The sequence below is a fragment of the Marinobacter sp. ES-1 genome, from assembly GCF_000475255.1.
Lineage (GTDB): Bacteria > Pseudomonadota > Gammaproteobacteria > Pseudomonadales > Oleiphilaceae > Marinobacter > Marinobacter vinifirmus.
Genome location: NZ_AXBV01000025.1, coordinates 45,908 through 72,687 on the forward strand (window position 1 = coordinate 45,908; position 26,780 = coordinate 72,687).

Below are 26,780 nucleotides of genomic sequence, written 5' to 3' on the forward strand. Positions count from 1 at the left end.
AGCGCAATTGAGAAGCAGTTACCGTTGAGTAATGGTTTGGCAGGAGTTCTACTTGCCAGCTACGATACTGGCCACCAGTCGCCCCGCCAGCGCTACCAGAATGGCTCCGAACACCCGCTCGAACCAGACCGCCCGTTTCTTCAGCATATCCAGCCACTTCGGGTTGGAAAACAGCCAGGCCACAATCAGGTACCAGCCGGTATCGATAACCAGTGCGGTAGCTGCATAGCCAAACTTCGCCATCAGGCTGGTATCCACCCCGACCACCTGGCTGAACAGCGCCAGGAAAAACACCGCAATCTTGGGGTTGAAGAAGGCAATCAAGAAGCCGTCCCGGGCGGCGCTGCGGGTGCTGGGCGCTTCGGGCAGGGCCTGATCGCTTTGAGCCTTGGCGGTGAGTCCTTTAAACCCGAGCCATGCCAGGTACAGCGCCCCGGCCCATTGCAGAATGGTGAACGCTGTTGGCGATGCGGTAATCACCGCCGCCAGGCCGAGAATGCTCAGAAACGCGTAGATGCCCACGCCAAGACCATGGGACAGCGCCGCGACAACGCCATTCCGGCGCCCGCCGGTCATGGTCTGTTTCAGCACCAGGGCCAGGGAGGGGCCGGGCGACATGGCGCCAAGCACGCAGATGGTTACAACAGCTAACCAGGTGGTCAGGGTCATGGGGTTTCTCTGTTCAGTCGGTTTTTCGGGTGGGGTAAACAGACCGTGACAGGGTGGGCTCGCAACCGATCACCTGCCGTGCCTGTTTGTGGGCGTGAAGGTACCAGCGCTGGCCGCCATTGGTAAAGGTATTGCTGGCAACCGGGAAATCCCGGGTTTGCACGGTGCTGGGTATCGGGGTGCCATCGGCATGGCGGTACACGCAGGAGGTTCCGATGGTCATGGCCTGCCGCACGGGCAGGGTAATAAAGCCGTCATCACTGACTTGCGGGGGCTCGTCGTTGATGCTGATAACCTTCAGGCAGGGGCCGAAGTGGATGCGGTTCTGGTCGCCCACTTTTTCTTCCAGGCAATGATGGGCCTTCAGCAATACCGCGTCATCGGCAATATCGCCTTTTGGCCCGGGAAGGCTCTGGCAAGCTGCCAGGGCCGCACTTAGCAGCAGTGTGACGGCTGCGCGTTTCATCAATGGCTCCTTGGTGTCAGTTGCAGGTTGCCTTGCCAGTCGGAACGAAGGGCCTGCAGTAACTGGCGGTCGCGCCCGTAGATATCCTCCCGGAACTGGTAGGTTCCGGCGCGATCAACCCAGACGGTCCAGTACTGCAGGTGAACCGGCACCGGGTTCCGGAGGATGGCGTTGATCGGCTCGCTCGATTGCAGGGCTTCCTGAATGGCCCGATGGTCCCAGTCGCTGTTGCCCTCGAGCAACTTATTCGCCAGCTCAAACGGCCGCTCCACCCGGATGCAGCCGGAACTCAGGGTACGATCCATGCGGCTGAACAGGTATTGGCCCGGGGTGTCGTGCAGGTACACATCATACTGGTTCGGGAACATGAATTTCACCTGGCCGACGGCGTTCTGCGGTCCGGGCTGCTGCACCAGTTGATAGGGGAAGTTGTTTTTGGTCAGGCTATCCCAGTCGATGGTAGCGGGATCAATCTCGACACGGTTGGCGCCCCAGCCTTGATATACCTTGAAGCCGAGCCGGTCCAGGTAGCCGGGATCTCGGCGGATCACTGGCAGCTGGTCTTCGATCATCAGCCGGCGCGGAACCGTCCAGGTGGGGTTGAAGACCAGGTAGCGGATACGGTCACTGAACACCGGTGTCTGCCGGTAGGGCTGGCCGACGATCACCCGCTGGCGCATGGTTTCCTGGCCGTTTTCCACCATGATCAGCTCATAACCGGCAATGTTTACCAAGATGTAGGTATCGCCCAGCGAATCCGGCAGCCAGCGCCATCGCTCCAGGTTGGCGTCGATCTGTTGTAGCCGTTCCAGGGGCATCTGATTGATGGCGGCCAGGGTTTTGCGGCCGATGATGCCGTCAGGGTCTAGTCCGTGGCGGGCCTGGAAGGCTGGAATCACGGCGAGCAGGTCATCACTGTACAGCTGGTCGGCAAAGCCGGTATCGAATGCTTCTGAGCTGTCGTTGTCCCGGGCTGGCAGGTCGCCGAGCAGCCTCAGCCGCTCACGGACCTCAATCATTCTGGAGTCTGTATCCCCGGGCCGGATGGCCGGGCCGGAGTCGATCACCGGCCAGGGCTGCCCCAGAAGGTAAGAGACTTCTTTGCGGAGCGCCACCAGTTTGCGGTAGGCCGGCGCTTCCGGTTTCAGGCCTTGCAGGGTTTTGTCGATGCTGTGGTCCAGTATGGCGGCCGCCAGTACTTCATGCATTTTCCTTTGCTGTTCGGAAGGTTGCCAGCGGGCGGAGCGGGTTTCCTGGTCAAGCTTGCCATCATGCAGGTGTGTGGCAAGCAGCAGGAAGGCGTCAGACAATACCAGGTCGAGATCAGCCTGCAGGTCCTCACCATTGTGGTCCAGCGGCTGCGACGCAAAGTCCGCCAGGCTGTCGTAATGGTAGTCGCCAGGGTTCAGGCCTTCATTGGAGACTTCGCGGATGGCTTGCAGCAGTTCCTCCCGTGCCGGGAAAGAGCGCCATGCCGGTTCGTAGTTTCGGGCTTCATAGAACTGCACGAGCGCGTCCCGGGAGTGCAGGTGAGCGCCAAGAACCACCACCGGCTCACCGGCCTGCAAGGCCTCGACCCGGTTGATAATACTATCGTCGCTGTGGGAATTTCCGGCCAGCGCCAGTAACATCAAACCCAACAGACAGCTCTGCCAGAATCTGCGACGGTTGGCATCCTGCATCTGTCTCCCCTCCGTGTCATCATTAGCTTTTAGCCCAACCGTTCTAACCTGCATGCCGGAGCCCGCTTTTACCCATGTCTGACCTGACTGTAGTTCAGTATATCCTGATTGCATTGATCTTTGTCTGGAGCGGGTTTGTCCGGTCAGGGCTGGGTTTCGGTGGTGCCGTGTTGTCCCTGCCGTTCCTTTTACTGGTTCTTGATGAACCTTTGGTGTTTTTGCCGTTGATTTCGATACACCTGCTGGTGTTCTCCTCCCTCACCATCTGGCTCAACAACCGGAAAGGCGCGAAGGACCGGCAGGCCGGTGGCACGGGCACCGTAGACTGGCGTTATCTGGGGCGCCTGCTGGCGATCATGATTGTGCCCAAACTGATCGGGGTATTCGGGCTGATTACCCTGCCGGGCTATGTGATGAGCTCGATCATTTTCGTGATTGTTGCGTTGTATTCACTGTCATACATTGCCAACCGTCCGTTCCGCAGTGGCAGCAAGACGGTCGATACCATTTTCCTGATGCTGGGGGGCTACATCAGTGGCACTTCACTGATTGGTGCTCCGCTGATTATCGCGGTGGCGGCGCAGCACCTACCCAAGGAGAAGCTCAGGGATACCTTGTTTGCCCTGTGGTTTATCCTGGTACTGATCAAGCTGTCGGCATTTATCTGGGCGGGTGTCGACCTGCAACTGATCCATCATCTGTGGCTGCTGCCGGCGGCGGCCGTGGGACATGTGATCGGGCTCTATGTGCACGGCCGCATGCTCCAGGCCGAAGGTTCGTTGTTTTTCCGGGTGCTGGGTGTAGTGCTGCTGGTGGTCAGCACCATCGGGATGGTTTCTGTCTGGCGTTAGGCGTAATCTGTCAGGAAGGCATCTAATTCAGGGAGGATAACGCGATGAACGCGACCGATCCCGACTTTGCAGCCCTGCGTCGCGCCATGGTGAAGTTACAGGTTTCCGGGCGAGGCATTCGTGATGGCCGGGTACTGGAAGCCATGGCCAGGGTACCGAAGGCTGGCCCTGAGGGCGCTTCAGGTACCCAGCATTCCCGCATAGGCTGTGTAGAAAAAGGCGCAGGAGCCCAGCAGGATCAGGCCCCAGGCTGGAGCGGTCATGGCAGAACGTGTCGGCTTGTTCATAGCTACCTCCCTTGGCAATGCTATTTGTACGCTGACGTTTTCACTGTAGACCATGATTGACAAATGTCACAAACTAAATTGTTCAGATAACGACCAGGCAACCACGTCCGGCAGTACCGGCCAACCCGGGCGTTGAACACCGGATTGGCGATGGCGGCGAGGTTCAGGTGAAAAGTCCCGGGCAGATGGTGGGTTACTTCAAGAATGAGTAGAAAACCCGGGAAGATATTACCGAAGACGGCTTCCTGAAAACCGGTTTAATGCGTGGCCGGTGCCAATCAGCCGCAACCCTGCCTGATGGTTCTGCTGTCAGAAGAAGCCCGTGATGAGCTGGGTCGGGGGCGGATCGCAGATTTCTACAACCGCAAGATGGACGAGTGGTTTGCCCGGAATGCCAAGGTGATCCGGGAATTCTGAAGTTCTTCGAGGCAAACAAAAACCCCGGCATGGAATCCATGCCGGGGTTTTTTGATTCAGGCTGCCGGGCTTATACGCCGCCCTGTACCTGGGGCATATCCTGGGCTGCGGCAACTGCTTTGCGGTTGGCAATGCGCAGTTTGCGGCCGATAAACTGCATCACCTGTTTTGTCGCGGCGCGGGTATACTGGCGGCGCATCTCCACTCCATTGTGGAGGATGCTTGATGGCTGCGGGCGAACGCTCGCGGTGTACTTCTGAATCATGGCGCCTTCCTCCTTCATCGGGTGGCTGGAATCGTTAACTTGCAAACAATTCTAGGGGTTCTTATTTGCAGTTTGAATACGGTAAACTCCGTACTCACGTTGCAAATATGCAGTAACTATGGACTGGGATTATCTTCGATATATACGGGCTCTGGCAATAGCCGGAACCTTCGCAAAAGCCGGTGAATTGCTGGGTGTTCACCAAACCACTGTTTTACGGCGACTTGACCAGATGGAAGAGTCCCTGGGGGTTCAGTTTTTCGAGCGCAACCGGGACGGATTGCAGCTGACACCAGTCGGGGAAATGGCCTTTCGGGAAGCGGAAAGGCTGGCAACCGATATGGAAAACCTCGAACGCAAACTGGTGGGCCAGGACGGTGCGCCTGTGGGCAAGGTCCGGATTGCCGCCGAAGACGCCATGATGAACGAGCTGCTGAGCCCGATCCTGGCGGAACTGGTGCGGGAGTATCCGGACATCGAACTGGAAGTGCTTACCGACAACGATGTTGCCAACCTGAGCCACCGGGAAGCCGACCTGACGCTTCGCCCGGAAAACAAACCCCAGGCTACCCTTGAGGGCGAGCGCATTGCCGCGATTGATTCGGCGGTTTATGGCGCTGCGAAATACTGCCGGCGCAATCGAGATATGGACATCGAAAACCAGCCGGAAGCCTGCACCTGGATTCTTCCGGATGAGTCTTTCAGCCACCTGGCAACGGGCCGGTGGTACCGAAAGCATCTCAAGAACGTAAACTCGGTCATTCGCTGCAACAGCCTGCAGGCAATGGCTGCCCTGGCCAGGGCCGGTGCCGGGCTGGCGGTTCTGCCTTGCTACCTTGGCGAGCCGGCAAAGGAATTGCGCCGGCTGTCAGACCCCCTGGACGGTGAAAGTGTCGACCTCTGGTTGCACGTCAACCAGGACACCCAGCAAATGGCCCGGGTGCGGATTGTGATGGAGTTTCTGGCCGAACGCCTGCAGGCACTGGAGTCTGCCGTCGAGTTCAGCGCAACTCTCTGAACTCAGTCTTCAGCGGAACAGAAGGGCCAGAACTGATACCACCGCCAGCACTGGAACTCGGCTTCGCAGGTTTGCAGCTGGTTGTGGTACCGAAAGGCCCGGTTCTGAACCCTCTGCGCGAGGGACTTGATGGCCGGTTTCTGGTCGAAGGATCGCCGGGCATAGCCGCCGCGGCCCTCGTGGTAGGCAAGATACAGCTGCGCGGGCGCGGTCAGGGCGATGCCCAGGTGCCGGTGGCTCAGCTGGTTGTACCAGCCCACGAAATCCAGCGCATATTCCATGTCTGTGCGAACGGTTCGCCAGCTGCCGTCTGTGGCAATCAGGTATTCACCCCAGGCTGGGTCCAGGGCCTGGGCATAGCCCAGCGCGGTGGTGGGTCGTTTCCACGGAATCAGCCCCCAGAGCCGGGTGCGGGGAGGGCGGGCGTGGCTGCGAAAGGATGATTCGTAATAGACAAACGCCAGCTGGGTAGCCACAGGCGTGCCCCATTTCTCCTGTGAGGCCCGGGCGTAGTCATACCAGACGGTATGTTCGCGGAAGATCTCGCAGATGTTGTCCGTGTTGGCCGGCGGGTCGGGCGCCAGCAGGCTGAAACGCAGCGTTGCCCAGATGCCGATGACCAGGCCGAGCAGGGGCAGGCCGTACCAGCTCACCCGTGAGCGCCACACATTAAAACGCTTGTTGCGGTTTTTTCGGGGTTTTCTGGTCTTTTTCCGGCTCATCCCTACCAAACTGTCATCTCCGAAGCCCCACGGACACTTGCCCGGGCGCCTGTTGCCGTGTCATAAACAGGGCGATTCGATCATCAGGATAATAGAGAAATGCGACTGAACTCCCTAGTTAAACCTCTTTTAATCACCGGCTTTATGCTTGCGGGCACGGCCCAGGCTGCGCCTGATGCCAGGGAGGTTCTGGAAGCATCTCCGGTAGATGACATTGTGGCCCAGTACCCGGAGATGATGAGCCGGGGTATTCAGGACGGCCTGAAACAGAGTGGCCAGGTGCCGCCCATGGTGGCAGACAGCATCGGGTTTCTGGTCAGCAACAGTTTTCGTGCAGCCGATATAGAGCAAAGGGTTGTCGCCAACCTGGAAGCTGCCCTGACACCGGAGCAGCTGGAAGAGGTGCACGGCTGGTACCAGACACCGGTGGCAGGCAAGATCGCCGAGGCGGAAATCGCCGCGTCCGCACCGGCAGCCTGGCCGGAGATTCGCAGCCGGGCGGAAGATCTGAACAAACGCTACCAGGGTACGGCCCGGGAGAAGCTGTTTGACCGCTTCGATGCGGCGTCACGGGCCACCGAGAGTGCAGTGGATACGACCATCGCCGTTCAGCTCGGGTTGGGTACCGCCATGGCAGCCCTGAGCCGGGATTCGGTGCACCACGAAAAAATGCGCGAACGGCTGGAAAGCCAGCGCCCGGCTTTGCGGGGCATGGTGGGCCAGCAAGTCTACGATGGCTATCTGTTCACCTATCGCGACATCAGTAACCAGGAAATGAACCTGTATCTGGATTTTCTTGAAAGCGAGGCGGGCAGGAGTTTCACCCGAGTGGTCACGAACAGTGTTCAGCAAGCCGTTATCGAACCGGTTGAAAGCATCGGAGCCCGGCTGGCGGCGTTTGGGAACTTCGGCGGGGAGTAGGGCGTTTACGTTTTAACCGGAACAGTGCCGCCTGCGCGATGCACAGGCGGCCGGCAAACCTTAGCTGCGGGAAGTCACTTCCAGCAGGTGGTAGCCAAACTGGGTTTTGATGGGGCCGATCACGGTGTTCAGGTCGCTGCTGAACACGGCCTTGTCAAACTCGGGAACCATCTGGCCCGGGCCGAAAGAACCCAGGTCGCCGCCATTGCGGCCGGACGGGCAGGATGAATGCTGCTTCGCGACTTCCGCGAAATCCTGGCCACCTTCGATGGCTTTTTTCAGTTCTTCACACTTGGCTTCGCTGTCTACCAGAATGTGGCGTGCAGTTGCTTGTGCCATGATCAATATCCTGTAGTTGGATGACGGGTGTATGGACGGAAACGTCTGACACGAATGCTGCCCGCACCGGCCGCCAGAGGCAAGCGCTTTTTGTCGGTGTTTCTGCGGTCTCACAGTCTGCCTTGCAAACCTGTACAATGCGCGGTTTCTCTTCGCCGGCGTTGTCCCGGCCCTTACGTTTGCAGGTTCTTTTCTTGATCTCCACCGCCAATCTCACCATGCAGTTCGGGGCCAAGCCCCTGTTTGAAAATGTTTCTGCCAAGTTCGGCAACGGCAACCGTTACGGTCTGATCGGTGCCAACGGCTGCGGCAAGTCCACCCTGATGAAGATTCTGGGTGGCGACCTGGAGCCCTCGGCCGGGCAGGTCATGCTGGAGCCGAACATCCGCCTCGGTAAGCTGCGCCAGGATCAGTTCGCCTACGAGGATTGCGCGGTGATGGACACCGTGATCATGGGGCACGAAGAACTGTGGAATGTGAAGAAAGAAAGGGACCGCATCTATTCCCTGTCGGAAATGAGCGAAGAAGACGGTATGGCCGTGGCGGACCTGGAAGTGGAGTTCGCCGAAATGGACGGCTACACCGCCGAATCCCGCGCCGGCGAACTGCTGCTGGGCCTGGATATTCCGTTGGAGCAGCATGAAGGGCCCATGAGCGCCCTGGCCCCGGGCTGGAAACTTCGCGTGCTGCTGGCCCAGGCCCTGTTCTCTGACCCGGACGTATTGCTGCTGGACGAGCCCACCAACCACCTGGATATCAACACCATCCGCTGGCTGGAAAACATTCTGGTGGCCCGCAACAGCACCATGATCATCATCTCCCACGACCGCCACTTCCTGAACAGTGTCTGTACCCACATGGCGGACCTGGACTACGGTGAGCTGCGACTTTTCCCGGGCAACTACGACGAATACATGACCGCCGCCACCCAGGCCCGCGAGCGCATGCTGTCAGATAACGCCAAGAAGAAGGCCCAGATTGCCGAACTGCAGCAGTTTGTCAGCCGCTTCTCGGCCAACGCTTCCAAGGCCAAGCAGGCCACCTCCCGTGCCCGCCAGATCGACAAGATCCAGCTGGAAGAGGTGAAGCCGTCAAGCCGGGTGAGCCCGTTTATCCGCTTCGAGCAGGGCAAGAAACTGCACCGCCAGGCGGTCACCCTGGTAGGCCTGACCAAGGGCTTCGACGAAGGCCCGCTGTTCAAGAACCTGGATTTGCAGATCGAAGCCGGCGAGCGTGTGGCCATCATCGGCCCCAACGGTATCGGTAAAACCACTTTGCTGCAGTGTCTGGCTGGCGCCTATGAGCCGGATGCCGGCGAGGTGAAGTGGACCGACAGTGCGGAGGTAGGCTACTTCGCCCAGGACCATACCGCCGACTTTGCCCGTGACGACACCCTGACCGACTGGATGGCCCAGTGGACCACCGGTGGTGAGCAGCTGGTGCGCGGTACTCTGGGGCGGATGCTGTTTTCCGGGGATGATATCGGTAAGTCGGTGAAGGTGATTTCCGGTGGTGAGCAGGGGCGGATGCTGTTTGGTAAGCTGATTCTGCAGAAGCCGAATGTGATGCTGATGGATGAGCCGACGAATCACCTGGATATGGAGTCCATCGAGGCGTTGAACCTGGCGCTGGAGAATTATCCGGGGACGATGATTTTTGTCAGCCACGACCGGGAGTTTGTTTCTTCGCTGGCGACGCGGATCATCGAGTTGAAGGCGGATGGCATTACCGACTTCAGTGGCAGTTATGATGATTATCTTCGGAGTCAGGGTTACGTTTAAGTATTAAACATGGGGTGCCGGCACGGGTGTGGGTTGGGCCTTCCAAAACACGCTCCTTTGGCACATCCATGTGACGCTTGAGCTCCGCCATCCATGGCTCCGCACAGTTTTGGAAGGCCCAACCCAAACCCGCGCTCTGACTTCGGAGCTGTATTCAGAAACACGTAAAGGCAACTATTTTGAATGAATCTCAGGTTATTAACGCTACTCGCAAGTGGGTCGAAGATGTAGTCGTTGGCTACAACCTGTGCCCCTTCGCCAAGCGGGAGCTGGTCAAGAACCGGGTTCGGTTTACGGTGACAAACGCCACAAACGAAGACGACCTTCTGCAGGCCCTGCATGGTGAATTGCAGCGTCTGGAAGACGAACCGGAGGTTGAGACAACACTGTTGATTCATCCGGACGTGCTGCAGGATTTCTACGCCTACAACGAGTTTCTGGACGCGGCTGATGCGTTGCTGGCCTATCTGGAGCTTGAGGGTGTTTACCAGATCGCCAGTTTCCACCCGGATTACCAGTTTGCTGAAACCGAGCCGGGGGCTGCGGAGAACTACACCAACCGGTCTCCGTATCCTATGCTGCACTTGCTGCGGGAAGCGAGTCTGGAGGCGGCGATTGATGGTTATCCGAATGTGGACGGGATTCCTGATCGGAATATCGCACTGATGAATGAGCTCGGTGCGGAGAAGATGCGGGCGGTTCTGGCGGGTTGTTTTGATAGCCGAGGAGGGAGTCAGGACTGATGTCTGGCGCGCACTATTCCTACCAGTTTCAGGCGAGCAGGGTGCGGGCGGAGTTTTTCCGGCTGCTGCCCATTTCGTTGTTTGTGGTGGCGTTTGGTGCAGCTTTCGGCCTGGCGTCTACCCAGGAGGGGTTGTCGCCGCTTGAATCGATTCTGATGAGCGCCACGGTGTTTGCCGGGGCTTCGCAGTTTGGTGCGCTGGATTTGTGGGGCACGGAGGTGTCTGTGCTGCCGATGATGGTGGTGGTGTTTGCCATCAACTCCCGCCACCTTTTGATGGGCGCTTCGCTGTATCCGATGTTGAAGCAGGTGCCGCCCGGGCGACGGTACGGTCTGATGCTGCTACTGACGGATGCCAACTGGGCGGCCTGCGCCCAGGACTATCAGAACGGTCGACACAATCTGGAGGTGATTGTGGGCGGCGGTCTGGTGCTATGGCTGGCGTGGGTTTTGGGTACCGCGCTGGGGGTGTATTTCGGTGGCCTTATGCAGAACCCGGAGGCATTCGGGCTGGATATGGTGCTGGGATGTTTCTTGCTGACGATGGCATTGGGCGGCCGGAAATCACCCCGGGTTCTGGTGGCCTGGCTGGTGGCGGCGGTCAGTGCGCTGGCGGCCTGGAAATGGCTGCCGCCGAACATGCATGTGGTGGTCGGAGCGCTGGCTGGCGGCTTGATCGGGTTGTTCTGGCTGGAGCCCAAGGCAGGTTCAGGCAAGGAGGTGGCGAGTGACCATTGAAACCACCTCCGCCGGCGTACTGGCGCTGATTGCCATCATGACAGTGGTTACCTTGGTCACCCGCTTCGGCGGTGTGTTCCTGATGTCGTTTGTGCGCATCAATCCCCGGGTCGAGAGTTTTATCAACACCATGGCCAGCTCGGTGTTGATCGCCATCATTGTGCCTATGGCGGTAGACGGTGATCTCGGGGCCCTGGCGGCGCTGGTGGCTACCGGGATAACCATGCTGGCCACCCGTAAACCCTTGCCTTCGATTACCGTCGGTCTGCTGGCTGCGGCCCTGGTGCGTTATCTGGGTTAGAGCGCGCGAGCCCAGTTTCAGAGTCGTGGTACCTCAGGGTTGTTCGTTCCGGTAGGGCAGCAGGGTTTGTGATTCGGCGAAGTAGGCCTGTACGTGTTCGGATTCCTCGCTACAGAAATCAGCGATAGCCTCCCGGAAACCCGGGTGCAGAATGCCATGCCAGGAGTGGGTGATCACCGGTTCGAAGCCCCGCACCAGTTTGTGTTCGCCCTGGGCGCCGGCGTCGAAGTGCTGGAGCCCAAGCTCCAGGGCTAGTTCTATGCCCTGGTAGTAGCAGGTTTCAAAGTGCAGGTGGTCATATTCTTCCAGGCAGCCCCAGTAGCGGCCGTAGAGGGTAGTTTCACCGGCCAGGAACAAGGCGCCGGCAATCATCTCGCCATGGCGCACGGCCATGATGATGTGCAGGTGCTCCGGCAGGTGTTCCCGCAGCAGTTCGAAAAAGGCCTGGTTCAGGTAGGGTGCCTGGCCTCTTTTCAGGTATGTGGCCTGGTAGAACACAAAGAATGCCGACAGCACCTGGTCGGAGATGTCCCGGCCGTGGAAGGTGTGAAAGGTAATCTCCTGATCCGCCACTTGCCGGCGTTCCTTGCGGATGGATTTGCGCTTGCGGGAAGTCAGTGCCGCCAGAAAGTCTTCAAAGTTCTGGTAACCACGGTTGTGCCAGTGGAACTGGCAGCCGGTGCGGTGCAGTTCCCGGTCGTGGGCAAGCAGGGCCTGGTCCTGCGCATCCGGAAACAGCAGGTGCCAGGAATGGGCGCCCAGCTGCTGGGTCAGATTGCCCAGTAACTGATCGAGCAGAGCGGGCGTCAGTTGTGCCCGTAACGAAGCATCCAGCAATAACCTTGGCCCCTGTGACGGGGTAAACGGAATGGCGATCAGCAGCTTCGGGTAATAGGGCAGTTGGTAACGCTGGTAGGCTTCGGCCCAGCTCCAGTCGAACACGTATTCGCCCCTGGAGTGGTTTTTCAGGTAGGCCGGGGCCAGACCGCAGATCTTGCCTTGCATGCGAAAAACCAGGTGGCAGGGTGTCCACCCGGTTTCGGTACGGGTACAGCCGGAATCTTCCAGCGCCTGAAAGAATTCGTAGCGCAGGAAAGGATTGTTGCGCCCGGCCAGCCGTTGCCAGTCGTCACGGGGAATGTCCGTGATGCTGGCGCAGGTGGTCAGGGTGATGTCAGGTGAGACGGGTTCTGCCATGGTTTCGGGCAAGCTCTGTTAACTTTCCCTATACCATACGACAGAACCGGGCTTGTGATCACTTCTGGGCGTTACCGCAGCGTTTCTCCATCTTCTGCTGCCATTTGCCCATGCGCTCCTGCTGCTTTTGCTGACGCTCCTGGTGGATCTCGTCCCAGATCTCGCGTTGCTCGTCAGTCAGCTTCAGGCGGTCGGCCATTTCAGCCCGGTATTTCTGCATTTCGGCCTGGCGCTCTTCACGGTACTCGGCGCTGAACTTGCCTTTGCCTTCGCGGAAGTTCTTGCACATTTCTTTCTGGTCCCATTTGCCACCCTGCTTCTTCATGCCCTGATCCTGGGCCATAGCTGCGGGGCTGGCGGCGAACATCGCGGCCATCAGTACGCCGGCGGTCAGTAAGGATGTTTTTGCTTTCATGGTTGTTGCCTCATCGGTTGGTGTTCCTGTGGTGATCATAGTACGCCGATGCAACGTCAGTTGGTGTCAGGCTGGTGTAAAGGTTCGGTAAAGGCAAATGCCTGGCCGTCAGCCGTGCCCGGGCGCCGTGTTAGACTGTTGCCGTGTAACAGGAGAGAAACGCATATGCAGAACCGGGTACTGCTGGTTGAAGACGACGACGAACTCAGGGAACTGCTGTCGCAGTATCTGACAACCCAGGGTTTCAGCGTGCGTGAGGCCGCCAATGGCCGTGACGGCCTGGCACTGGCGTTAGCCCACGATTGCGATATCGTGGTACTGGACATCATGCTGCCGGATATCAACGGCCTGGATGTGCTGCGTGAACTGAGAGCCGAGACCCATTTGCCGGTGATTCTGCTGACCGCCCGTGGAGACGAAACCGATCGTATTGTCGGCTTTGAAGTGGGAGCAGACGACTACATCCCCAAACCCTGTAACCCCCGTGAACTGGTCGCCCGCCTGCAGGCGTTGCTGCGCCGTATTGCCTGGGACCAGAAAACCGATGTGGATGCTACCCGAACCTATGGTGACTTGCGGGTAGAACCGGGGCAGCGGCGTATTTACCAGGATGACGCTCCGCTGGAGTTAACTGCCACCGAATACGAAGTGCTGCAGGTGTTGCTGGCCCATGCCGGCAGTGTGGTGCGCAAAACCGACCTGATGCAGTGGGCCCTGGGCCGCCGGCTGGAGGCTTACGACCGCACCCTGGATATGCACATCAGCAACCTGCGCAAGAAGCTGGGGAACGATGATCCGCCTCGCATTGAAACTGTGCGGGGGCTGGGTTACAGCTATCGGGTACCGGCACAATGAAGTCATTCATGTTCCCGCTGTTCTGGCGGATATTTATTTCGATCTGGCTGGCGATGGCCGTTACCGTTGTGGCCAGTAACCTCGCCACCCGTTACCTGCTGGATCGGGAGCGGCAGGCCATTGAACGGCAGGTTGGCTTGCATGAGATCGCCCTGGAGGCCCTGAACCTTCGCAATCGGGAAAACCGCGGCGAAATGTGGCGGTTCCTGCGATCAGAGGGCGAGCGCCTTGACCTGCACCTGATGCTGATCGAGAAAGAAGAAGGGCATCGCGGGCTGCCGCGCAATATCCGTGAGCGGATTCAGTCGGGCTGGTACCCCAACAAGCCGGCACTGATTAACCTGGAGGAAGGCTACCAACTGGTTGCCTGGCCCCGGATGGGTGGCGACGGCTGGCTGGACCCGAGGTTGTTCCGTTTCCTGGAATTTGCACTGGCGTTTGTCCTGATCTCCCTGGCCTGCTGGTGGATTGCCCGGCTGGTATCCAAGCCCCTGAAACATATGGAGAGCACCGCCCAGGCCATTGCCGCCGGCGATACCCGGCTGCGGGTGCCTCAGCGTATTGCCCGGCGGCGTGACGAGGTGGGGCAACTGGCCACCGCCTTCAACGCCATGACCGACCGGCTGTGCCAGTTACTGGAACGCCAGAACCATCTTCTGCGTGATATTTCCCATGACCTGAGAACACCCCTGGCCCGGCAGCGGGTGGCCATAGAGTTGGCCAGTGACACCGGGGCAGACCCCACCATGATGGCCAGTATCCTGCGCCAGAATGAGCGGCTGGAAACCATGACCGGTCAGATTCTGACGCTGTACCGGGTGTCGGAGAACGGTGACGCCATGGAGCGGGAACCGGTGCAGCCACCGGAGCTGATCAACCGGGTGCTGCAGGATGCCGCGGACTTTGCCGCACAACGGGGTGTGGACTGCCAGCTGGATGCTACCGACGCTTCCCGTGCTGTGTCGGTACGGGGCGATGCCGGATTGTTGCAGCGGGCGTTTGATAACGTGCTGCAGAATGCCCTTGACCACACGCCTTCGGGTAAATCCGTGCGGGTGTCAGTGTCGGCCCCCGATGGCAGTCTTCAGGTGGATATTGCCGATGACGGCCCGGGCGCTCCGGAGGAGCTGTTGCAGCACCTGTTCGAGCCGTTCTTTCGCGCGGACAAGTCCCGGGGTGGTAAAGGCTGGGGCCTTGGACTGGCGATTGCCCGGGACATCGTAGCGGCCCATGGAGGAACAATTACCGCCCGGAACCAGCCCGGGGGTGGGCTTGAGGTAAACATCCGGTTGCCGGTTGAGAGAGTATCATGAGTAAAGATTACCCGGTCCCGTCAGGATACCTTGAGCGGGAAGCGGAAGTGAAAAAAAGCCGTTTTATTGCACGCGTTTACCCGGTAAGCAGCCGGGATGAGGTGCGCGAACACGTTGCCCGGGCCCATGCAGACTTTCCGGACGCCCGGCACGTTTGCTGGGGATATCAGATAGGCCGGCCCGGCTCGGCAGCGGAAGCCGCCATGAGCGATGATGGTGAACCCTCCGGCACCGCCGGCAAGCCCATTCTCAATGTGATCCAGCACAAGGATATGGGCGATGTGCTGGTGATCGTGATCCGCTATTTTGGTGGTATCAAACTGGGCGCGGGCGGCCTGGTGCGTGCCTACGCAGGCGCTGCCGAGAGCGTGTTGTCGGAAGTTGGCCGTACCGTGCAGCAGGCGCGGGTGCTGGCGGATGTGGAGCTTGGCTTTGCCGATGAACAACCGCTACGGCACTGGTGCGACGGCCATGAAGGCACCATTGAAGACATTACCTACAGTTCCCGTGTGAATGCCCGGGTGTCGGTGCCGGAAGTGCGGCAGCAGGAGTTTGCCGCCTTCTGCGATGCCCAGAAACTCGATTACCGTTTTGACACATAGAAGTCAGCAGCATCCGGCTGACCGTTTGCCGGCGTATACTGCATCAAGCGGCCAATTAAACAGGGGAGAAGATCGATGCGTATTCTGTTTGTAGCAGCAATGGCGCTGGTTCTGGCCGGTTGTGCCAGTAATGTCGTGACCGACTACAACTCGGCGACCGTGTTCGGTAACTACGCCAGCTGGGCCTTCGCGCCCAACCAGCAGGATTCCGGTTTTACCTCGCTGGATGACAGCCGGGTTCGTAATGCCATTGAACGTGAATTTACCCGCAAGGCGATGAAAAAACTGCCCGATACCGAGGCTGACCTGCTGGTGAGCTGGCAGATTGTGCCGGAAGAGCGCCTGGAGCAGGTAGGCGTCGGGCTGGGTTTCGGCTTTGGCCGGGGTAACTTTGGCTGGGCCCTGTCGGCACCGCCACCCGTGCGGGAAATCACCGAAGGCAAGCTGGTGGTTGAGCTGGCCGACCGGCGCAACGAAGAAGTGGTCTGGCGCGCAGCCAGTCGTCGCTACCTGAATGAAAACCAGTCTCCGGAAACCCGGCGCAAGCTGATCGACGAGGTTGTCTCCGAGATGTTTTCCAAATACCCTCCGGGCCTGAACTGATCAGTGCACGGGATCAACCATGGGTATGAAGAACAGAAACGGCGGCCTGGTATTTTCCACTGAAACGGGCCGCATGTGCCCGGAGTGCCGGCAGCCGGTGGCTGAGTGCACCTGTGGCCAGCCGGAACGACCGGCCGGTGACGGCGTGGTGCGGGTAAGCCGGGAAACCAAGGGTCGCAAGGGCAAGGGTGTAACGTTGATTACCGGGATTCCCCTGAAGGACAAAGAACTCAAGGCCTACGCCAAAGTGCTAAAAGCCAAATGCGGCACAGGTGGTACAGTAAAAGACGGCGTGGTGGAGATTCAGGGCGACCAGCGGGACCTTCTGGTGCCCTTGCTTGAGCAAAAGGGGTGGACGGTTAAAAAGGCCGGCGGCTGACGCTTCACCATATTCAGAAGTTGAGGGGAGGCAGGCATGCACATAGTGGTCATGGGCGCGGGCGTTGTTGGTATCACAACGGCTTGGTTTCTGCAGCAGCAGGGGCACCAGGTAACGGTTGTGGATCGCCAGGCGCAGGCCGGCCTTGAAACCAGCTATGCCAATGGTGGCCAGATTTCCGTATGCCATGCCGAGCCCTGGGCTAACCCCTCGGCGCCCCTGAAAATCCTGAAATGGCTGTTCCAGCCCGAAGCCCCGCTGCTTTACCGGCCCCGCCTGGATCCCTACCAGTGGCGTTGGGGGCTTTCCTTTCTGACTCAATGCACGTCTGCCCGGGCGGCCCATAATATCCGCCAGATGGTGAATCTGGGCACCTACAGCCGAAGCCAGTTGCAGGCTCTGCGTAAAGAGTTGGATCTGGACTACGACCATCTCGAGAAAGGCATTCTGCATTTTTACACCAGCCAGCAGGAATTTGATGCCGCCATGGAGCCGGCGCGAATTATGCGGGAGCTGGGCTGTGACCGGCAGGTAATTGACGCAGACCGCGCGGTGGAACTGGAGCCGGCATTAAAAGATGTTCGCCAGCGGATTGCCGGTGCCACCTACACCGCCGATGATGAAAGCGGCGATGCCCGGAAATTTACCCAGGCCCTGGCCCGCCGTTGCGCCGAAGCAGGCGTGGAGTTTCGCTACGGCACCGAGGTGCTGGGGTTCGACAAGGCAGGGGATCGGATACTCGGTGTTCAGACGTTAACTGAAGGCCGGCACCAGGTTCTGCGAGCCGACAGTTACGTACTCTGCCTGGGTAGTTTCAGTGCAGTGCTGGCCCGGCGTCTGGGTTTGTTCCTGAATATTTATCCGGCCAAGGGCTATTCGATCACCGTGCCGGTAAAAAATCCGGACGCGGCATTCCAGGTAAGCCTGACCGATGACGAGTACAAACTGGTGTATTCCCGGCTGGGTGACCGTATTCGGGTGGCTGGTACGGCTGAGCTGAACGGCTACACCCGGAACCTGGACTTCATCCGCTGCCGGGCGATCGTGCGCAGGGCGGCCGAGATCTTGCCGGGGGCGGGACACTGGGACCAGGCCGAGTACTGGACAGGCTTGCGGCCAACGACGCCCTCCAACGTGCCCTATATTGGCAAAAGCCATTTCCACAACCTTTACCTGAACACCGGCCACGGAACCCTGGGCTGGACCCATTCCTGCGGCTCGGCCGCGGCCCTGGCCGATATCGTGGCTGGCCGCACTCCGGAGCTGGACTTCACCTTCACCGGCCTCTGATTTTTACCCACAAAAAAGCCGGCGCCTGAAAAACAGACACCGGCTTTTTTGGGGTGGGTGGATCAGTCCGTCAGCTGGTCCCGGATCAGCTTCTTGTTGATCTTGCCAACGCTGGTTTTCGGAATGTCTTCCACGAAGTCGATCTGCCCGGGAATGGCCCACTTGTTGATGTCGCCACTGTCCACAAACTGCTGCAGGTGCTTCTGGATGTCTTCCAGCCCGATGTTCTCGCCGGGTTTCAGGGTAACCAGGGCATAGGGCCGTTCGCCCCATTTCTCATCCGGTACACCCACTACGGCGGCACCGGCAACGGCCGGATGCTGGCTGATCAGGTTTTCCAGGTCCAGGGAGGATAGCCACTCGCCACCGGTCTTGATCACATCCTTGATACGGTCTTTGATGGTCAGGGTGTTATCCGGCTCCATGGAGGCCACGTCGCCAGTGTGCAGCCAGCCACCTTGCCACAGGTCTTCGCCCTTCTCAGGCTCCTTGAAGTAGCTCTGGGTCAGCCAGGGCGCACGGGTAACCACTTCGCCCTTGGCTTCGCCGTCGTGGGGCACCGGGTTGCCATCCGGATCGACAATTTCCAGCTCGACCATGGGCACGGCGATACCGGTTTTCACACGGATGGCGGTTTGCTGTTCCAGCGGCAGGTCCAGGTCTTCCGGTTTCAGATGCGTGGTGCTCAGCAGCGGGCAGGTTTCCGACATGCCGTAACCGGTGTACATGTGAATGCCGAGTCTCGCCGCTGCGTCGCACAGGCCCTTGGTCAGTGCGCTGCCGCCGATGAGGACGTGCCAGTTGCTGAGGTCTGCGGTTTTGATGGACTCGGTGGCCATCATCATCTGCATGACGGTTGGCACACAGTGCGACATGGTTACCCGGTGGGTCTTGATCAGGTCGACCAGCAGCTCCGGCTCGTAGCGGCCCGGATAAACCTGTTTGACCCCCAACATGGTGGCAGCATAGGGCACACCCCAGGCGTGAACGTGGAACATGGGGGTAACCGGCATATACACGGAAGACGAGCGCAGCAGGGGCATTTCATCGTAGGCGGAAATGCTGCCGGTCATGGCCAGGGTGTGGAGCACCAGCTGGCGGTGGCTGAAGTAAACGCCTTTGGGATTACCGGTGGTGCCGGTGGTGTAGAACGTAGTGGCTACGCTGTTTTCGTCAAAGTCCGGGAAGTCGAACTGGTTGTCGGCCTTTGCCAGCAGCTCTTCATATTCGCCCAGCGTGTCGATAGAGGTGGCCTTGGCGCTGGCTTCGTCGGTGACCTGAATCCAGGTTTTGACGGTTTTGATTTCATCTTTCACGCTTTCGATGATCGGCATGAAGTCATCATGCACCAGCACCACATCGTCTTCTGCGTGGTTCATGGTATACACGATCTGCTCCGGCGACAGCCGCACGTTTACCGTGTGCAGGATGGCACCGATCATCGGGATGGCAAAGAAGCATTCCAGGTAGCGCGGGGTATCCCAGTCCATGACCGCCACGGTGTCGCCCGGCTTCACGCCGGCATCGGTCAGGGCGTTGGCCAGCCGGTGAATGCGGTCAACCAAATCCTTGTAGGTGTACTTGCTGCGGTTGGCATAGACGATTTCCTGGTCCGGGTTGTAACGCGGGCCGGACATCAGCAACCGTTTGATCAGCAGCGGATACTGGTAGGCATTGTCGGCAGGTTTAAGAATCCGTGTCTGTGCCATCTATGAATACCTCTTGTCGTTGTAATGGGTGTTCGGGGTATTACGTTGTTATTGATCCCAGGGTTTACCCCGGGTGTTATCCATGGTTTTCACACCAATGTGCATGGCCGCCTTGGCCAGCATGTTGGCGCTGACCGGGGCAGTCAGGAACAGGAATACGGTGATCAGTATTTCAGAGATGCCGATGCCCTGGCCAGTACTCGAAAAGTAAACCACGGAACTGAGCATCACGGCGCCCACGCCCAGTGTGGTGGCCTTGGTAGGGCCGTGCAACCGGGTAAAGAAATCCGGTAACCGGGCCAGGCCGATGGCGCCGATCAGGGTGAAGGCTCCCCCGATGATCAGCAACGCCGAGATGGTGTATTCAGCTAACGGGCTCATGGTTGTCCTCCGGGTTATTCAATCACGCTGCCGCGCTTGAGGTACTTGGCGGTGGCCACCGTGCTGACAAAGCCCATCACGGCGATCAGCAGGGCGGATTCCAGGTACATGCGGGTGCCGAGCGTAATGCCCAGCAGAATGATCAGGGCAATGGCGTTGATATACAGGGTATCCAGTGCCAGTACACGGTCCGGTGCATCCGGGCCCTGTATCAGGCGGTAGACATTCAGCAGGGCAGCCAGGGTAACCATGGCAATGCTGGCGTACAGCGCGATGGTGATCATTTGAACATCTCCATCAGGGGTTTCTCGTAACGCTTGTGGATGGCATCGATCACTTCGTCGTCGCTTCGGGCGTCCAGGGCGTGGATCAGCAACATCTTTTCGTCATCGCTGATATCGGCACTGACGGTGCCCGGGGTCAGTGAAATGGTGCTGGCCAGAATGGAAATGGCCAGCGGATGCTCCAGTTGCAGCGGGTAGCAAACGAACACCGGTTCCGGTTTGCGTGGGCTCAGGATCAGCTTGGCGACCGAGAAGCTGGCAATCACGATGTCCCAGAGCACGACCAGCAGGTAAGCCGGCATGCGCCAGGATTTCATGAAGGCAGGCCGCTCTGGCCAGAAGCCCTGGGTCAGCTGGGGGATACCCCAGGCCAGCACCAGGCCCAGTACCAGGCTGCCACCGGAAATGCCATCACTCAGGAATTGCCAGGTCAGAAACAGAATCAGGCTGAGCCACGGCTGCGGAAAGCTAAGTCTGTCCAGCATCAGTCATCCTCCCCGACCATGGGGGTCTGCAGTATGTCGATATAGGCCGATGTGTCCAGGATCTGGGCGGCAGTGTCTTCGGTGTACCGGTTGATCGGGCCTGCCATGGCCACAATCACCACCGTGAGCGCAATCATGGCGCCCGCCGCTACGGCGGTGGTGCCTTTGAGCGGGCGGGCGGTTTCAACGTGGCCGTCAACAGTACGCCAGAACACGATACTGCCGGCACGGCTGTAAGCCACCAGCGTCAGGAACCCGCCTACCAGGATGGTGCCCCAGAGCCACGCCATCTGGGGGCCGGGCTCAACCGACATCAGGATCAGCAACTTGCCGAAGAAGCCGCTGAATGGCGGAAGGCCAGCCGCGGCAACGGCGCCGATCATGAACAGAACACTCAGGAAGGTGCGATGACGCATCATCGGCGCGGTAATAATCCGGTCTCCGGCGCTGCCGCGCTGGGAGGCCACCAGGTCTGCCACCAGGAACAGGCCGGCAACAATCCAGGTGGTGCTGAGCATATAGAACAAGGCGGCAGACAGGCTTTCCGCTGAGCCCAGTGCAATCGGTGCCAGCAAGGTGCCCACCGAAATAATAACCTGCCAGGCGGTCAGGGATTTCAGGTTGTCAGCACCCAATGCACCCATCACACCCATGGCGAGGGTAATCAGCGCCAGCGGGAACAGCCAGTCCATGCCGAGGTTGGCCAGTTCGCCGGCATCGTCGCCGAAAACCAGGAAATACACCCGGATAATCGCGTAAATGCCAACCTTGGTCATGATCGCGAACAGCGCGGCGACCGGAGCCGTAGCGCTGGCGTAGGCTTTCGGCAGCCAGAAGCACAGGGGCAACACCGCCGCTTTCAGGGCAAACACCACCAGCAGCATCATGCCACCGGCTTTTACCAGCAGGGCATTTTCACCGGTCACCTGCGGCACTTTCACGGCCAGGTCGGCCATGTTCAGTGTGCCGGTTACGCTGTAGATCATGCCTACGCTGATCAGGAACAGCGATGAACCTACCAGGTTGAGCACCACGTAATGCAGGCCCGGAACCGTGCGCACCGTGCCGCCACCGTGCATCAGCAGTCCGTAGGAGGCGATCAGCAGCACCTCGAAGGCCACGAACAGGTTGAACAGGTCGCCGGTCAGGAAGGCAATGTTCAGCCCCATCAACTGGAACAGGAACAGGGTGTGGAACTGCCGGTTGCCTTCGTCAGCACCACCCAGCGAGAAAATATGGGCCAGAAGGGCGAGCACTGAAGTCATCACCAGCATGAAAGCTGCCAGTCGGTCCAGCACCAGCACAATGCCGAAGGGTGGCTGCCAGTTGCCGAACGCGTAGGCCCGGTAGCTGCCATCGTCGGCCATGGTCAGGAGCACCAGGCTGGTGGCCACCAGCAGAACGGTGGTGGCCAGTGCCAGGGTGCGGCGCAGCGCAATCGGGGCGTAGCCCATAAACGTTTGCAGTATGCCGCCCAGCAGCGGAATCAGGACGGGTGCGGTCAGCCAATGGTTCATTGCTTGGCCTCCTCGCTGTCTTCATCCTGCTTGCGGTTGCCATCCACGTGGTCATCCTGGTTGTCAGCCAGGTTTCTCAGTGACAACACCACCACAAAGGCGGTCATGGCAAAGCCGATAACAATGGCCGTCAGCACCAGGGCCTGGGGCAGGGGGTCGGCATAACTGGCCGAACTGCCCAGAATCGGCTGCTGGCCCGTGGCCAGTCGGCCAGAGGCGAACAGGAACAGGTTAACCCCGTAAGACAGGAGCGTAAGCCCCACAACCACCGGGAAAGTTCGTGCCCGAAGCAAAAGGTAAACGCCAGACGCCGTCAGGGCGCCTATAACCAGTGCAAAAACAAGCTCCATTACACATTCTCCCGGGGGCTTCTGATCGCAGAGTGGGGGGACAACCGGCCGATGCTGACCAGAGCCAGCAGGGTCGCGCCAATCACGGCCAGATACACGCCGAGGTCAAACACCAGGGCAGAGGCTACTTCGAACTTGCCCACCACCGGCCAGGTGATGTAGTCAAAGGTTGTAGTGAGGAACGGGTGGCCATAAACAAAGCTGCCGGCGCCGGCGATGGTGGCAAACATCAGGCCCAGGCCGATCACGTTGTGATACTTGATGCCGATGCGGTCCTGGGTCCAGACCATGCCACTGGCAATGTACTGGAGAATCAGGGCAACCGAGGTGATCAGGCCGGCAATAAAGCCACCGCCCGGCAGGTTATGCCCGCGCAGGAAGATGTAGGCCGAAATCATCAGCGCCAGTGGCAGCATCGGCCGGGCAATCTGCTTGAGCATCAGCGGGTAGGCGTCACGGGTCCAGGTATGGCCTTCACCATCACCCGGTGGCGGTGTGAGGGCCGTGTCCTTGAGCATGGCATAGATGCCAAGGGCGGCAATGGCCAATACCGTGATTTCACCCAGGGTATCGAAGCCCCGGAAGTCCACCAGGATCACGTTCACCACGTTGGTACCACCACCACCGGTCTTGCTGTTTTCCAGGAAGAACTCGCTGATGGAGGTAAACGGCTGGGTCAACATGGCCAGCGTCACCAGTGTCATGCCACCACCGGCCAGCAGGGCCAGCACAATGTCCCGTGCACGGTGAGTGCCGGAGGTTTCCAGCGGCGTCCACGAAGGCATGTAGAACAGGGCCAGCATCAGCAGCACCATGGTCACTACTTCGACCGACAGCTGGGTCATGGCCAGGTCCGGTGCCGAGAAGCGGGCAAAGGCCAGGGCCACCAGCAGCCCCACCACGCTCAGGAACATCAGGGAGGTAAACCGTCCCCGGTGAAGGAATGCCGAGGCCAGGGCGCAGAAGATCAGAATCGCAGCGGCGATGGCAGTGGGCCAGTCCACCGGTGACAGCCCGTTCTCGCCCACGAAGATGCCCATAGTGGCGAGCGGGACCATCGCCACCACAATCGCACTGGCAACCAGCAGCATGGCGTAGCGCTGCAAGGAGCCGTTTTCGATGCGCGCGGTGAATCGGTTCGCCAGTTCCACAAAGCGGGAGACCACGGCTTCAAAGACCGCTTTTTCATCCACTTCCTTGAACCGGGCGTGGAAATCGAAAAACTTCTGACGCTGTGAGTACATGATCAGGCCACCGATAAAGGCGGCAAAGCTCATCATCAGGGGCAGGTTGAAGCCGTGCAGAATCGCCAGGTGGTAGTCCGGAACCTCGCCACCCAGCGTGGCGGCTGAAGCCGAGTAAAGCAGCGGACCCACCGAGTAAGCCGGGAATACGCCCACCATCACACAGGCAAACACCAGAATCTCCACCGGAATCTTCATGTACCGGGGTGGTTCGTGGGGTGGGTAGATCGGCAGGTTGACCGGTTTGCCGTTAAAGAACACGTCGTGCACGAAACGGGCGGAGTAGGCCACCGCAAAAATACCGGCCAGCGTAGCCACAATCGGCGGAATCCAGGCCCAGATACCAGGCAGGTTCAGCTGCAGGGACTCCGCAAAGAACATTTCCTTGCTCAGGAAGCCATTCAACAGTGGCACCCCGGCCATGGACGACGCCGCCACCATCGCCAGGGTTGCGGTATGGGGCATGTAGCGCCAGAGACCGTTGATTCGCCGCATGTCGCGGGTGCCGGTTTCGTGGTCAATAATGCCGGCCGCCATAAACAGGGAGGCTTTGAAGGTGGCGTGGTTGATCACGTGGAAGACCGCAGCTACCGCTGCGAGCTCGGTACCCATGCCGAACAGCAGCGTGATTAGGCCCAGGTGACTGACCGTGGAGTGGGCCAACAGGCCTTTCAGGTCGTGCTTGAACATGGCCACATAGGCGCCCACCAACAGCGTAGCCATGCCGGTGAAACTCACCATGTAGAACCATTGCTCGGTGCCGGCCAGGGCCGGGTACAGGCGCGCCATCAGGAACACCCCGGCCTTCACCATGGTGGCCGAGTGCAGGTACGCAGATACCGGCGTGGGTGCCTGCATGGCGTGGGGCAGCCAGAAGTGGAACGGGAACTGGGCAGACTTGGTGAACGCGCCCAGCAGAATCAGGGTGAGTGCCACCGGGTACATGGCGTGGTTCTTGATGAGGTCGCCAGCGGCCAGCACGGCATCCAGCTCGAAACTTCCCACGATGTTACCGATGATCAGAATGCCGGCCAGCAGCGCCAGGCCACCACCGCCGGTAACCGCCAGTGCCATCCGCGCGCCCCGGCGGGCATCCTGTTTATGGGTCCAGAAACTGATCAGCAGGAACGAGGTCAGACTGGTCAGTTCCCAGAAAATCATCATCAGCAACAGGTTGCCGGACAGAACAATGCCCAGCATGGAGCCCTTGAAGCACAGAAGCAGGGCGTAGAACTTTCCGATGTTCTCGCCTTTTTTCAAGTAATAGCGGGCATACAGGATAATCAGGAGGCCGATGATCAGGATCAGCATGGCAAACAGAAGCGCCAGCCCGTCGAGCCGGAAACTGAAGGAAATGCCCAGCGCCGGCAGCCATTCCCAGGAGTTATGGACTACACCGCCACCAGCCAGCGTTTCCCAGTGAGGGAACAGCGCTGCCAGGCCAATAATAGCCGGTATGGAAGAGACTATGGCAATCGCCGTTCGCCCGCCCTGGGCAAACAGTGGCGCAGCAATAGCCACCAGAAAGGGCAGAAATACAACCAGGGGTAGCGACATCGCAACCTCGTTATCGGTTTTCTTTTTACATGGGAAAGAAGTACGAAGCAGTCTGAGTGTAGCGTTCAGAAAGCCTGCGTGCACACGAAAGCGGCCCGTTTAAGGCTCACTTGCTGATCAGGCAGAAAAGGGGGGATCCGGAAAATAGGGAAGGCGGCCCCGCTGCAGAACGATGTCAGCGGTCAGGGGCAATCCTGGAATGTTTGTGCAGCCTCTGGACCTTACGGTCATGGTTGCTCCGTCTGTGAAACTTGACGGTTGATAATACGTGCCGGGGCGGTCAGGTCAAGTCAACCAAAGGATTTAACGGCCAAATTTCGAACGATAGGCCCCCGGAGAAAGCCCGGTTTGCTTACGGAATAACCGGCTGAAAGAGCTCACATCCTCATAACCCACGGCCCGGGTAATCGCGTCCAAGCCATCCTGCGAACTCTCCAGCAACCGCCGGGCTTCCTCGATTCTCAGCAGTTGAAGATAGCTAGTTGGTGTGTCTCCGGTCGCCTGCCGGAACCGCCGCAACAACGACCGCTCCGACAACCTGGCCCTCGTGGCAAGATCCGCCACAGACACCGCCTCCCGGAAATGCCCCTCCAGCCAACCCTGAAGCCCCAGCACCACCGAATCCGAATGATACCGCCTGGCCTGCAAAGCACTGTAGGGCGCCTGACTGGTCCGCCCCGCATCAATCACAAACGCCTTCGCCAACTCCCGCGCCACCTGCGCCCCCGCAAGCCGCTCCACCAGATACACCCCCAAATCCCACCAGGCCATGCCACCCCCGGCACAAGCCACCGGTCCGTCAACCGTCACCAGCTTCTCCGGCCGCAAATCCACCGCTGGAAACCGCTCCCGGAACTGATTGCTGAAGCCCCAGTGTGTCGTCGCCTCCCGCCCGTCCAGCAACCCGGCGGCAGCCAGTAAAAATGCCCCGGTGCAGTTACTTGCTACGCGGACATCGCCGGGAGTTGCGTCCTGAAACTGTGAAAGCCACTGGATCAAAGGGTTGTTTGTCTTCAGAATTTCATCAATGGGCGCGCCAATGGTGGGAATAATCAACACCTCATCCGCACCCAGATCATCAACATCCTGCCAGGAACCATCGGCCAGAATTGTCACACCATTGATGCACTGACAGGGCTCACCGTTCTCGGTCAGCAGCCGGGTTTTGAACTGTGCAGAAGGCTGCTCCCCGTGAATCCGTGCCCAGGTCACCCCGGCTAGGCGAAACAGGTCGATCATTCCTGTGATAGCGCTGGCCAGGGCTCCGTTAAAGCCAATGATGGTGACGGTTTTCAAAAGCTGGCTCCTGTACGGCTTGTTGTAGTGCCCGAAATGGCGCGACGGCCATCACCCAATCAGGCTGCTGGCGTGGGTACCGCCTTCCGGGAGTGTGCGCAGCA

29 protein-coding genes and 1 pseudogene are annotated in these 26,780 nt (G+C 59.4%); 14 read left to right on the top strand and 16 right to left on the bottom strand.

Annotated features, from left to right (window positions below; genetic code table 11):
• Positions 1–48 precede the first annotated feature (48 nt).
• The 3 genes from Q668_RS02135 to Q668_RS02145 are packed head-to-tail and all read right to left on the bottom strand — an operon-like array spanning position 49 to position 2,817.
• A complete protein-coding gene (locus Q668_RS02135) occupies positions 49–669 on the bottom strand; it encodes a LysE family translocator (RefSeq protein ID WP_022987945.1) in 621 nt (206 codons plus the stop codon).
• 13 nt (positions 670–682) lie between these two features.
• Positions 683–1,135 (bottom strand): hypothetical protein, encoded by a 453-nt coding sequence (locus tag Q668_RS02140; RefSeq protein WP_022987946.1) that lies wholly within the window; start codon positions 1,133–1,135, stop codon positions 683–685.
• Positions 1,135–2,817, bottom strand: coding sequence for a L,D-transpeptidase family protein (locus Q668_RS02145; RefSeq protein WP_022987947.1), 1,683 nt, complete (start codon positions 2,815–2,817; stop codon positions 1,135–1,137). The genes Q668_RS02140 and Q668_RS02145 overlap by 1 nt, the downstream gene beginning before the upstream one ends.
• Before the next feature lie 74 nt (positions 2,818–2,891).
• Here Q668_RS02145 and Q668_RS02150 point away from each other — a divergent pair, with 74 nt between their 5' ends.
• Positions 2,892–3,668, top strand: coding sequence for a TSUP family transporter (locus Q668_RS02150; RefSeq protein WP_022987948.1), 777 nt, complete (start codon positions 2,892–2,894; stop codon positions 3,666–3,668).
• A gap of 406 nt (positions 3,669–4,074) precedes the next feature.
• Positions 4,075–4,372: pseudogene (locus Q668_RS17640) on the top strand (AMP-binding acetyl-CoA synthetase); the annotation flags it as partial.
• Positions 4,373–4,442: 70 nt separating this feature from the next.
• Here the strand turns inward: Q668_RS17640 and Q668_RS02155 are convergent.
• Positions 4,443–4,637: a hypothetical protein gene (locus Q668_RS02155; protein ID WP_022987951.1), complete on the bottom strand. Its 195-nt coding sequence runs from the start codon at positions 4,635–4,637 to the stop codon at positions 4,443–4,445.
• Positions 4,638–4,755: 118 nt separating this feature from the next.
• Between Q668_RS02155 and Q668_RS02160 the strand changes: the two genes are divergently transcribed.
• Positions 4,756–5,655, top strand: a complete 900-nt coding sequence (locus tag Q668_RS02160) for a LysR family transcriptional regulator (RefSeq protein WP_036218924.1) — start codon at positions 4,756–4,758, stop codon at positions 5,653–5,655.
• Positions 5,656–5,657: 2 nt separating this feature from the next.
• Here the strand turns inward: Q668_RS02160 and Q668_RS02165 are convergent, their stop codons facing one another.
• Complete coding sequence (locus tag Q668_RS02165; protein ID WP_022987953.1) at positions 5,658–6,377, bottom strand: hypothetical protein; 720 nt, start codon at positions 6,375–6,377, stop codon at positions 5,658–5,660.
• Positions 6,378–6,476: 99 nt separating this feature from the next.
• On the opposite strand from Q668_RS02165, the gene Q668_RS02170 reads away from it, so the two are divergent.
• Complete coding sequence (locus Q668_RS02170; RefSeq protein ID WP_022987954.1) at positions 6,477–7,298, top strand: DUF2059 domain-containing protein; 822 nt, start codon at positions 6,477–6,479, stop codon at positions 7,296–7,298.
• Positions 7,299–7,358: 60 nt separating this feature from the next.
• On the opposite strand, the gene Q668_RS02175 is transcribed toward Q668_RS02170, so the two are convergent.
• The gene (locus tag Q668_RS02175; RefSeq protein WP_022987955.1) at positions 7,359–7,637 is read right to left on the bottom strand and encodes a peptidylprolyl isomerase; all 279 of its coding nucleotides are present in this window, start codon (positions 7,635–7,637) and stop codon (positions 7,359–7,361) included.
• A 194-nt stretch (positions 7,638–7,831) separates the two neighbouring features.
• Here Q668_RS02175 and Q668_RS02180 point away from each other — a divergent pair, with 194 nt between their 5' ends.
• The 4 genes from Q668_RS02180 to Q668_RS02195 all read left to right on the top strand — a co-directional run bounded on the left by Q668_RS02180 (position 7,832) and on the right by Q668_RS02195 (position 11,199).
• Positions 7,832–9,418 carry an ABC-F family ATPase gene (locus tag Q668_RS02180; protein ID WP_022987956.1) on the top strand — a complete coding sequence of 529 codons (1,587 nt, stop codon included), beginning with the start codon at positions 7,832–7,834 and terminating at the stop codon, positions 9,416–9,418.
• Positions 9,419–9,597: 179 nt separating this feature from the next.
• Complete coding sequence (locus Q668_RS02185) at positions 9,598–10,161, top strand: DUF1415 domain-containing protein (RefSeq protein WP_022987957.1); 564 nt, start codon at positions 9,598–9,600, stop codon at positions 10,159–10,161.
• Positions 10,161–10,898: an AzlC family ABC transporter permease gene (locus tag Q668_RS02190; protein WP_022987958.1), complete on the top strand. Its 738-nt coding sequence runs from the start codon at positions 10,161–10,163 to the stop codon at positions 10,896–10,898. The genes Q668_RS02185 and Q668_RS02190 overlap by 1 nt, the downstream gene beginning before the upstream one ends.
• On the top strand, positions 10,888–11,199 hold the full coding sequence (locus Q668_RS02195; protein WP_022987959.1) for an AzlD family protein: 312 nt from the start codon (positions 10,888–10,890) through the stop codon (positions 11,197–11,199). The genes Q668_RS02190 and Q668_RS02195 overlap by 11 nt, the downstream gene beginning before the upstream one ends.
• A 33-nt stretch (positions 11,200–11,232) precedes the next feature.
• Here Q668_RS02195 and Q668_RS02200 read toward each other — a convergent pair whose 3' ends face one another.
• The gene (locus Q668_RS02200; RefSeq protein ID WP_022987960.1) at positions 11,233–12,396 is read right to left on the bottom strand and encodes a GNAT family N-acetyltransferase; all 1,164 of its coding nucleotides are present in this window, start codon (positions 12,394–12,396) and stop codon (positions 11,233–11,235) included.
• 58 nt (positions 12,397–12,454) lie between these two features.
• On the bottom strand, positions 12,455–12,811 hold the full coding sequence (locus tag Q668_RS02205; protein ID WP_022987961.1) for a hypothetical protein: 357 nt from the start codon (positions 12,809–12,811) through the stop codon (positions 12,455–12,457).
• A 165-nt stretch (positions 12,812–12,976) separates the two neighbouring features.
• Here Q668_RS02205 and Q668_RS02210 point away from each other — a divergent pair, with 165 nt between their 5' ends.
• The 6 genes from Q668_RS02210 (at position 12,977) to Q668_RS02235 (ending at position 17,853) form a co-directional block, all read left to right on the top strand.
• Positions 12,977–13,666, top strand: a complete 690-nt coding sequence (locus Q668_RS02210; protein WP_022987962.1) for a response regulator transcription factor — start codon at positions 12,977–12,979, stop codon at positions 13,664–13,666.
• A complete protein-coding gene (locus tag Q668_RS02215) occupies positions 13,663–14,979 on the top strand; it encodes a sensor histidine kinase (protein ID WP_022987963.1) in 1,317 nt (438 codons plus the stop codon). Before Q668_RS02210 ends, Q668_RS02215 begins: the two co-directional genes overlap by 4 nt.
• The gene (locus Q668_RS02220) at positions 14,976–15,581 is read left to right on the top strand and encodes a YigZ family protein (RefSeq protein WP_022987964.1); all 606 of its coding nucleotides are present in this window, start codon (positions 14,976–14,978) and stop codon (positions 15,579–15,581) included. Before Q668_RS02215 ends, Q668_RS02220 begins: the two co-directional genes overlap by 4 nt.
• A 75-nt stretch (positions 15,582–15,656) precedes the next feature.
• Complete coding sequence (locus tag Q668_RS02225; protein ID WP_022987965.1) at positions 15,657–16,184, top strand: DUF4136 domain-containing protein; 528 nt, start codon at positions 15,657–15,659, stop codon at positions 16,182–16,184.
• 19 nt (positions 16,185–16,203) lie between these two features.
• Positions 16,204–16,563: a translation initiation factor Sui1 gene (locus Q668_RS02230; protein WP_022987966.1), complete on the top strand. Its 360-nt coding sequence runs from the start codon at positions 16,204–16,206 to the stop codon at positions 16,561–16,563.
• Between the two features lie 36 nt (positions 16,564–16,599).
• Positions 16,600–17,853, top strand: coding sequence for a D-amino acid dehydrogenase (locus Q668_RS02235; RefSeq protein ID WP_036218929.1), 1,254 nt, complete (start codon positions 16,600–16,602; stop codon positions 17,851–17,853).
• Positions 17,854–17,915: 62 nt separating this feature from the next.
• Here the strand turns inward: Q668_RS02235 and Q668_RS02240 are convergent, their stop codons facing one another.
• The 8 genes from Q668_RS02240 to Q668_RS02275 all read right to left on the bottom strand — a co-directional run bounded on the left by Q668_RS02240 (position 17,916) and on the right by Q668_RS02275 (position 26,676).
• Positions 17,916–19,562 (bottom strand): fatty acid--CoA ligase, encoded by a 1,647-nt coding sequence (locus Q668_RS02240; RefSeq protein WP_022987968.1) that lies wholly within the window; start codon positions 19,560–19,562, stop codon positions 17,916–17,918.
• Between the two features lie 48 nt (positions 19,563–19,610).
• Positions 19,611–19,943: a Na+/H+ antiporter subunit G gene (locus Q668_RS02245; protein ID WP_022987969.1), complete on the bottom strand. Its 333-nt coding sequence runs from the start codon at positions 19,941–19,943 to the stop codon at positions 19,611–19,613.
• Positions 19,944–19,957: 14 nt separating this feature from the next.
• Positions 19,958–20,227, bottom strand: a complete 270-nt coding sequence (locus Q668_RS02250) for a K+/H+ antiporter subunit F (protein WP_022987970.1) — start codon at positions 20,225–20,227, stop codon at positions 19,958–19,960.
• On the bottom strand, positions 20,224–20,712 hold the full coding sequence (locus Q668_RS02255) for a Na+/H+ antiporter subunit E (protein WP_022987971.1): 489 nt from the start codon (positions 20,710–20,712) through the stop codon (positions 20,224–20,226). The genes Q668_RS02250 and Q668_RS02255 overlap by 4 nt, the downstream gene beginning before the upstream one ends.
• Entirely contained in the window at positions 20,712–22,229 is a 1,518-nt protein-coding gene (locus Q668_RS02260) for a monovalent cation/H+ antiporter subunit D (RefSeq protein WP_022987972.1), read from the bottom strand. Before Q668_RS02260 ends, Q668_RS02255 begins: the two co-directional genes overlap by 1 nt.
• Positions 22,226–22,579: a Na+/H+ antiporter subunit C gene (locus Q668_RS02265; RefSeq protein ID WP_022987973.1), complete on the bottom strand. Its 354-nt coding sequence runs from the start codon at positions 22,577–22,579 to the stop codon at positions 22,226–22,228. Before Q668_RS02265 ends, Q668_RS02260 begins: the two co-directional genes overlap by 4 nt.
• Complete coding sequence (locus Q668_RS02270; protein WP_022987974.1) at positions 22,579–25,380, bottom strand: monovalent cation/H+ antiporter subunit A; 2,802 nt, start codon at positions 25,378–25,380, stop codon at positions 22,579–22,581. The genes Q668_RS02265 and Q668_RS02270 overlap by 1 nt, the downstream gene beginning before the upstream one ends.
• Positions 25,381–25,683: 303 nt before the next feature.
• Positions 25,684–26,676, bottom strand: a complete 993-nt coding sequence (locus Q668_RS02275; protein WP_022987975.1) for a GlxA family transcriptional regulator — start codon at positions 26,674–26,676, stop codon at positions 25,684–25,686.
• Positions 26,677–26,780 lie beyond the last annotated feature (104 nt).